Raw genomic sequence first — 7,440 nt, 5'->3', positions numbered from 1 at the left:
AGTTTTCCGCCTGCGAACGCAGTGAGCTCACTGTTATCCTGTTTTGTCGGAGACACTAAAGTAAAGTTACCTCCGAAAATAGGTTCCACACAGTGCATGTGCTATACTGTTACAGTTCCAATTTTTTAGTGACCGTCGCAACAGTCGAAAGGATTAATTCATGAAGTTTACAGCACCAGTTGAAAAGAACAAGAACTATACAGCTACCATTGTCGATTTAACGTACCAAGGCATGGGTGTTGCCAAGATTGAAGACTTCCCAATCTTTATTACCAACGCCTTACCTGGCGAAGAAGTTGAACTGTCCGTGACCAAAGTCGCAAAGTCATACGCCTTTGGTCGCGTGGTTAAGTTCATCAAGGAAAGCCCTGACCGGGTCAATAACATTGATGTGGCGTACACCCAGACAGGGATTGCACCATTACAACATTTGAGTTACCCAGGCCAATTAGCCTTTAAGCAGCATCAGGTAGAAGCTCTGTTCGCCAAAGCACATTTAGACGACGTGAAGGTAAACGAAACCATTGGTATGGAAACGCCTTACCATTACCGGAATAAAGCACAGGTCCCTGTCCGTGAGATTCGTGGACAGTTAGAGACCGGTTTTTATAAGCGTGGGTCACATGATGTTGTGCCAATCGAAGATTTTTACATTCAGGATCCTGAAATTGATAAAGCAATCGTTGTCGTTCGTGATTTATTACGTCGTTTCCATATCGACGCATACGATGAAGAAACAAACACGGGTGTTGTGAAGACCGTGATGGTTCGTCGTGGGTATTATAGTCATGAAATGATGGTTGTTATCGTTACGCGGACACATAAACTATCGATGGTTAATGAATTGGTAGAAGAGATCACGAAGGCTTTGCCTGAAGTAAAGAGCATTATTCAAAACGTTAACTCTGCACGGACCAACGTGTTGCTCGGTCAAACAGACCGGATTCACTTTGGTAGTTCAGTTATCCATGACCAATTGATGGGCTTGACGTTTGAAATTTCAGCACATTCTTTCTATCAAGTTAACCCGCAACAAACTGAAAGATTGTATAACTTGGCCATTGAGAAGGCACAGTTGGCCGGTAAAGAAAACGTCGTCGATGCTTATTGTGGTATCGGAACGATTTCACTGGCCGTTGCTAAACATGCCAAGCAAGTCTATGGGGTCGAAATCGTGCAGGATGCGATTAGTGATGCTAAGACGAATGCAAACTTGAATGGTATTGATAACGTTGAGTTCAAAGTTGCCAAGGCTGAAACCCAAATGGAACGCTGGCATGAAGCTGGTCTTCAACCAGATGTTATCATGGTTGATCCACCTCGTAAGGGTCTGGCACCTGAATTTATCACCGCAGCAACCGACGCACAACCAAGTCGAATCGTTTATGTTAGCTGTAATCCAGCAACATTGGTTCGTGATGTACAATTGTTTATGGAAAAGGGCTATCACTTGGAAGGCGCTGTGCAACCAGTTGATCAGTTCCCACAAACGACCAGCATTGAATCTGTCGTCGCATTAGTTAAAGATTAATTGATATCAAAATAACGCATCTAAAATCACGATTGTCGTGACTTTAGATGCGTTTTTTGATTAAAACGAAGCGTTATAGATGAAAGCTGAAATCAATAACAGCATGATGCCGGCGATTGTTCCAGCAAGTCCCACGATGAGTACGACTTTGCTGCGGCGAGAAAAGTGTGGGTAATAGTGCCAACCTAACCAACCGAGACAAATACAAGGAATGACTAACATGATCAACCAGGGCAGGTAACCCATGAAGCGAGCCTCCAACGGCGGTGTTGTGGCCGCTAAACTGGCATAAATAATGGCAGTCAGTACCAATGCAATTATGAAGATGGTAATAAAAATTTTAGCGAAGATATAGCGCTGCCGATCATGACTAATTTTGTCGCGCATACTAACATCTCCCTTGATTAAATTGTCCAGTGATAAATCAAATAAGTCACTCAGACGAATTAAGTTTTCTAAGTCAGGTAATGTTCGACCGGTTTCCCATTTAGAGATGGATTGTCGCGCAATGTTGAGTTTGTCGGCGACCTCAGCTTGTGATAACCCGCGGTCAATCCGTGCTTGTTTTAAACATTCAGCTAGATTCATGATGTGCTCCTTTTCTAGTTTTAGTGTACGAGACAACACGCGTTAAAGGAAAGCACTTTATGGGTGCACACTGATAAGATCACGATAAAACAAACAAGTGTCGCCTGTAGATGATTGATGATAAAATCAACTTAAGCATAAGAAAATGCATTTCGGCAATGGATGAAGGTAATGGAGGATTGGTCATGAAAAAACAAACACAGTGGTGGTTAATGATCGTGACAACCATTATCTTCATGTTAGGTTTAGGAATCGTTGGTCGTGCAGATGGCTACGATATAACCAAATACGATGTGCATGTGAACGTGCTGAAAAATGGTGATGCAGATTTAACGCAGCATGTAACTTATAATTTTGATGGTGATTTTCACGGGGTTACATATAAACAAACGCTAGGTGGTATTGCTGGCGTAGACGACCCGACAGTATCCGTTAAGGGGAAGAATGGGCGCGAAATAAACTTACCAGTGACTAGTGATGAGCAAAACAACACAGTGAAGGTTACCAAGACTCAGGATGCCTTGTTGCTAAAGGTGTTTCACAAGATTAGCGAACAGAGGGCGACCTTTACGTATCGCTATCGCTTACATGGCGTTGTCACCAATTATGCGGATACCGCGCGGTTGAACTGGAAGATCGTTGGCGACGGGTGGTCGGTACCGTTACATAATGTACGTGTTGTCATTCAGCTACCAGAGACAAATATTGATAAATTGCAGGCTTGGACGCATGGACCGACAGATGGTCAAACAACCGTTGATAAGAAAAACGGTCGTATTACACTGACAGTTGCGCAAAATCCAGAAGAATCATTTATCGAGAGCGACTTGCTATTTCCGACAAGTGTAACCGCCGCTAATCCGCGAATCGTTAATGAAAAAAAGAAGGTAGCTGTCCAAAAAGAAGAACGGTCACTGGCTGAAAAAGCGAATGCACAACGTAAAAATGCTGTGAAAACAACAAAAGTAATGTTGGGAACCCTGGCAGCGATTGTCGTAGGCTTGCTTGGCGGTACAGGCATGTATTTGTGGCGTCGACCTGCCAATCGACGGAAACCCACTGTGCCAATCGATCATTGGTATGATGTGCCAAGAGTTGCACCAGCTTTGGCTGAAGGGTTGACCAATGGCCGCATCCCCGACGTCCATGGTCTAACAGGAGAGATGCTGGTCGCTGTTAATCAACGAGAGCTAAAAATAGAACCTGAAGAAAAAACATTCCGATTGACGCAAGTTGGGAAGTTATCAAATAAAGTACTCAAATTTTTGATTAATGATGTTGGTGATGGTGAATCGGTGACGATGAAAGCTGTCAAACACTTCGGTAAAAAGGATAAGGAGGGGCGCTTAACGAAACGTTATGATGCTTGGCAAAGTGATGTGGAAGATCAACGGCAAACATATTTAGATGCGCATAATGTGGCATTGCGCCGTTGGTGGCTCGTGTTAGGCGTTGTCGTGTCCGCACTAGCAGCTTTAGCGGTGTTATTGATCTTTTATCTACCAGTGTCGTTACGAGCATCATTGTTGATTATTTCTGGTTTGGTAGTCATTGGCGTATGGGTTACTGCAATCTGGCAGCGGCGTCGAATCAATCAGTACACTGATGAGGGCGCACAGTTACTGAATGAACTGAATGGTTTCAAGCGGATGTTAAAGGATGTCGGTCATTTCAATACGGCGAAAGTGGGCGACTTGGTCTTATGGGAACAAATTTTGCCATATGCGGCAGCTTTTGGTCTTGCTAAGCAAGTTACCGATGCGTTGGCGACTGACTTTGGGACAGAGGCGTTAGTTGGGACTGGTCTCATCTTCCCACTATACTTTGGTCCTGGTTTCGCTAGTGACTTCGACAGTGGTTTCCAAGGTGGTTTATCGTCAGCCATTTCATCAAGTGCAAGTAATCTATCGAGCACCAGTGGCGGTTCAGGTGGCTTCTCCGGTGGCAGTTCCGGCGGTTTCGGAGGCGGCTCAGGCGGAGGCGCGTTTTAAAGAGCAGAGGGCGATCAGCCCAGGGTGGCTCCGAGCAAGAACGGAGACGGTGGTAGTGGCTTTAGCCACGGACAGCGGCTTGGTTCTGCACAGGAGGCAGGGGCTGGGAGCCCGTTTAGACAATATAAAATGAAACAAGAACCAAACAAAAGGCTCAGAATACGTGCGGAAGCAAAACTTCCGTCCATATCCTGAGCCTTTTTTAATTTCAATTAATGTAATACAACGTTCAACAACAGTACCATCAACAATCCAACAACAGAAATAATTGTTTCTAACACGGTCCAAATACTCAATGTTTGCTTAACAGTTAAGTCAAAGTATTCAGAGAACATCCAGAATCCGGCATCGTTAACGTGTGACGCTGCTAGTGAACCAGCGCCAATGGCTAAAGCCATCAAGGCAGGATCGGCACCTGAAGCATGCATTAATGGTACAACCAGACCAGCGGCTGTCATACCGGCAACGGTGGCAGAACCTAATGCAACACGGAGGATAACGGCCATCAACCAACCGAGAATCAGTGGTGACAAGCTAGAGTTAGCCATCATTTGTTGAACGGCTTTACCAACACCACCATCGATTAAGATTTGTTTGAAGGCGGCACCACCACCGATAACCATCAGTAACATGGCAATTGATTTGATGGCTTCTTCCATCGTGCCACTAATTTGTTTCATTGTCCGACCACGACTAAAGCCCATGGACCAAATGGCAAATAGCAATGAAATAACCATGGCGATAACTGGGTCACCGAGCATGATCATAACAGAGGCCAATCCATGTGGATGTGCAGGCTTAACACCGCCCAGTGCGACCATCGTGTAAACCGTTGAAATGGCCATGAAGATAACAGGGAACAATGAAGTCAAAGCTGCTAAGCCAAAGCTAGGCGTTTCGTCAAGGTTGTATTCCTTCACTTCACCGAAGGCAGGTAGTTCTTTTTTGATCACAAAAACATCTGGTTCGAAGCGTTGAATAACTTTGGTAAATAATGGTCCAGCGACAATCACACAGGGAATTGCGACGATAATCCCAAGTAACAGCACATTTCCAGTGCTAGCACCTAATGCTGATGAAACAGCAGTTGGCGCTGGCTGTGGAGGCAAGAAGCCTTGTGTTGCTGACAGTGCGGTCGCCATGGAAATACCAAGGTAAACAAACGGCACTTCAGCTTCCAAAGCAACGGCGAAGACGATTGGTGTCAGTAAGACTAAGCCAACTTCAAAGAATAATGACATTCCGATGATGAAGGAGGCGACCACGATGGCAAGTTGCAAACGCTTCTTACCAAAGGCACCGATCAAGGTTTTAGCAATTCTGTAGGAACCACCAGAATCTGATACTAAACGGCCAATCATCGCACCAAAACCAAAGACGATTGTTAATTCACCAAGTGAACTACCAATCCCGGTTTTAATAGATAGGGCAATAGCGGCAGGGTTCATGCCAAGTCCTAGTGCAACTAAAATCGACGTAACAATCAATGATACGAAGGTATTTAGCTTGAACTGGATGATCAGCACCAAAAGTAAGGCGATTCCAAGAATCAAGACAATAAAGGGCATCATAATGTAAACTTTCCTCTCAAATGCAGTTGTAAGTTTGAAAAACCAACTCCGACCATTGTACTCGTTTCATTTTTATTGTGAAACCGTTTTTGTGGAATTTGTGTAAACTTTTTACAGCTTGTAAAACGCTTATCGTTCGATTAAATAATGGATTGCAAACGATTGCGCACATCTGCGAGTTTCCTTTTGGCCCACGCTTTCACTATTTGAGTTCGTAAATCAAAAAAGCGTTGGGGACAAGATACTTATGTCCCCAACGCTTAAAAATAATCGTTTTAATTAATGGAATACAACATTTAACAACATGACGCCAATGATCCCCACGACCGAGATAATACTTTCTAGAACGGTCCAAATGCTCAATGTTTGCTTAACAGTTAAGTCAAAGTATTCACGGAACATCCAGAAACCAGCATCATTCACGTGAGAAGCAGCAAGTGAACCAGAACCGATGGCGATAACCATCAAGGCAGGGTCAACACCAGCTTGTGCCATCAGTGGAGCAACAATTCCGGCAGCGGTTAAAGCTGCAACGGTTGCTGAACCAAGGGCGATCCGTAAGATAACGGCAACTAACCAACCTAATAGTAATGGGCTGAAGTTTGTGTGGATGAACATTGTGGCAACGGCTTTACCAACGCCACCGTCGATCAAGACTTGCTTGAACGCACCACCACCACCGATAACTAACAGAAGCATGGCAATTGACTTCACGGCGTTTTCCATGGAAGTCATAATGTCCTTGGTTGGACGGTTACGACGCCAACCCATGGACCACATTGCAAAGCATAGTGACAAAATCATAGCGATACTTGGACTACCAATGAAAGCGATGAATTGATCCAATGAAGATGGGTGCTTAGGTAATTCACCATTTGTAAAGATTAATTGGTAAAGCGTTGTGATGGCCATGAAGATAACTGGGAATAATGATGTCAAAACGGCTGATCCGAAACTAGGTGTTTCATCGATCTTAAACTGTTTGATTTCACCAAATGAAGACAAGTTACCTTTACGTTCAAACGCAGAAGGTGCGTAGCGTTGTGCAAGACGTGTGAACAATGGCCCAGCAATGTACACCGTTGGAATTGCAATGATAATCCCGAAGAGTAACACCCGACCAACGTTAGCGTGTAAGGCTGCGGAAATAGCAACTGGTGCTGGGTGAGGTGGTAAGAATCCGTGGGTAACTGACAAAGCAGTTGCCATGGAAATACCTAAGTAAAGAATTGGCACTTCGGCTTCAACCGCAATGGCGAAGACGATTGGAATCAACAGAACCATCCCAACTTCAAAGAAGAGAGCAATCCCGATGATAAATGAAGCTAACACGATGGCTAATTGTAATCGCTTCTTACCAAACTTATTGATTAAAGTTGTGGCAATTCGATAAGCACCACCGGCGTCGGCAACTAACCGACCTAGCATGGCCCCGAATCCGAAGACGATTGATAGTTCACCAAGTTGGCTACCAATCCCGGTTTGTACAGAAAGTGCAATCTTGTCCATTGGCATGCCGAGACCAAGGGCAACAAGCACAGCAGTGATAACTAAGGCAAGGAAGGTGTTGATCTTGAAACGAATAATGAGAACTAGTAAAAGTGCAATTCCCAAGAACAACACCACAAAAGGCATAACTCCTGTCATGATGTGAAACTCCTTTCTCAAATACAAAAATAGTAATAACCTACGAGAATGACAATAGGTAGATTGCAAATTTAATCCGAATTTTTGGACAAATTTGTCAGCATAACCTGAT

The 7,440-nt window shown here is 44.3% G+C and carries 5 protein-coding genes; 2 read left to right on the top strand and 3 right to left on the bottom strand.

Annotated features, from left to right (window positions below; translation table 11 throughout):
- Positions 1–160 precede the first annotated feature (160 nt).
- Positions 161–1,531: a 23S rRNA (uracil(1939)-C(5))-methyltransferase RlmD gene (gene rlmD, locus IV55_RS05960; RefSeq protein ID WP_057810336.1), complete on the top strand. Its 1,371-nt coding sequence runs from the start codon at positions 161–163 to the stop codon at positions 1,529–1,531.
- A gap of 60 nt (positions 1,532–1,591) precedes the next feature.
- Here rlmD and IV55_RS05955 read toward each other — a convergent pair whose 3' ends face one another.
- The gene (locus IV55_RS05955) at positions 1,592–2,119 is read right to left on the bottom strand and encodes a helix-turn-helix domain-containing protein (RefSeq protein WP_057810334.1); all 528 of its coding nucleotides are present in this window, start codon (positions 2,117–2,119) and stop codon (positions 1,592–1,594) included.
- 185 nt (positions 2,120–2,304) lie between these two features.
- Between IV55_RS05955 and IV55_RS05950 the strand changes: the two genes are divergently transcribed.
- Positions 2,305–4,110: a DUF2207 domain-containing protein gene (locus tag IV55_RS05950; RefSeq protein ID WP_057810332.1), complete on the top strand. Its 1,806-nt coding sequence runs from the start codon at positions 2,305–2,307 to the stop codon at positions 4,108–4,110.
- 212 nt (positions 4,111–4,322) lie between these two features.
- Here IV55_RS05950 and IV55_RS05945 read toward each other — a convergent pair whose 3' ends face one another.
- Positions 4,323–5,678, bottom strand: a complete 1,356-nt coding sequence (locus IV55_RS05945; RefSeq protein ID WP_057810548.1) for a gluconate:H+ symporter — start codon at positions 5,676–5,678, stop codon at positions 4,323–4,325.
- Between the two features lie 282 nt (positions 5,679–5,960).
- Positions 5,961–7,328 carry a gluconate:H+ symporter gene (locus IV55_RS05940; RefSeq protein WP_371858886.1) on the bottom strand — a complete coding sequence of 456 codons (1,368 nt, stop codon included), beginning with the start codon at positions 7,326–7,328 and terminating at the stop codon, positions 5,961–5,963.
- Positions 7,329–7,440 lie beyond the last annotated feature (112 nt).

Origin of the sequence: Furfurilactobacillus siliginis, from assembly GCF_001437435.1 — a bacterium.
Lineage (GTDB): Bacteria > Bacillota > Bacilli > Lactobacillales > Lactobacillaceae > Furfurilactobacillus > Furfurilactobacillus siliginis.
This window is presented reverse-complemented; position numbering and strand designations above follow the sequence as displayed.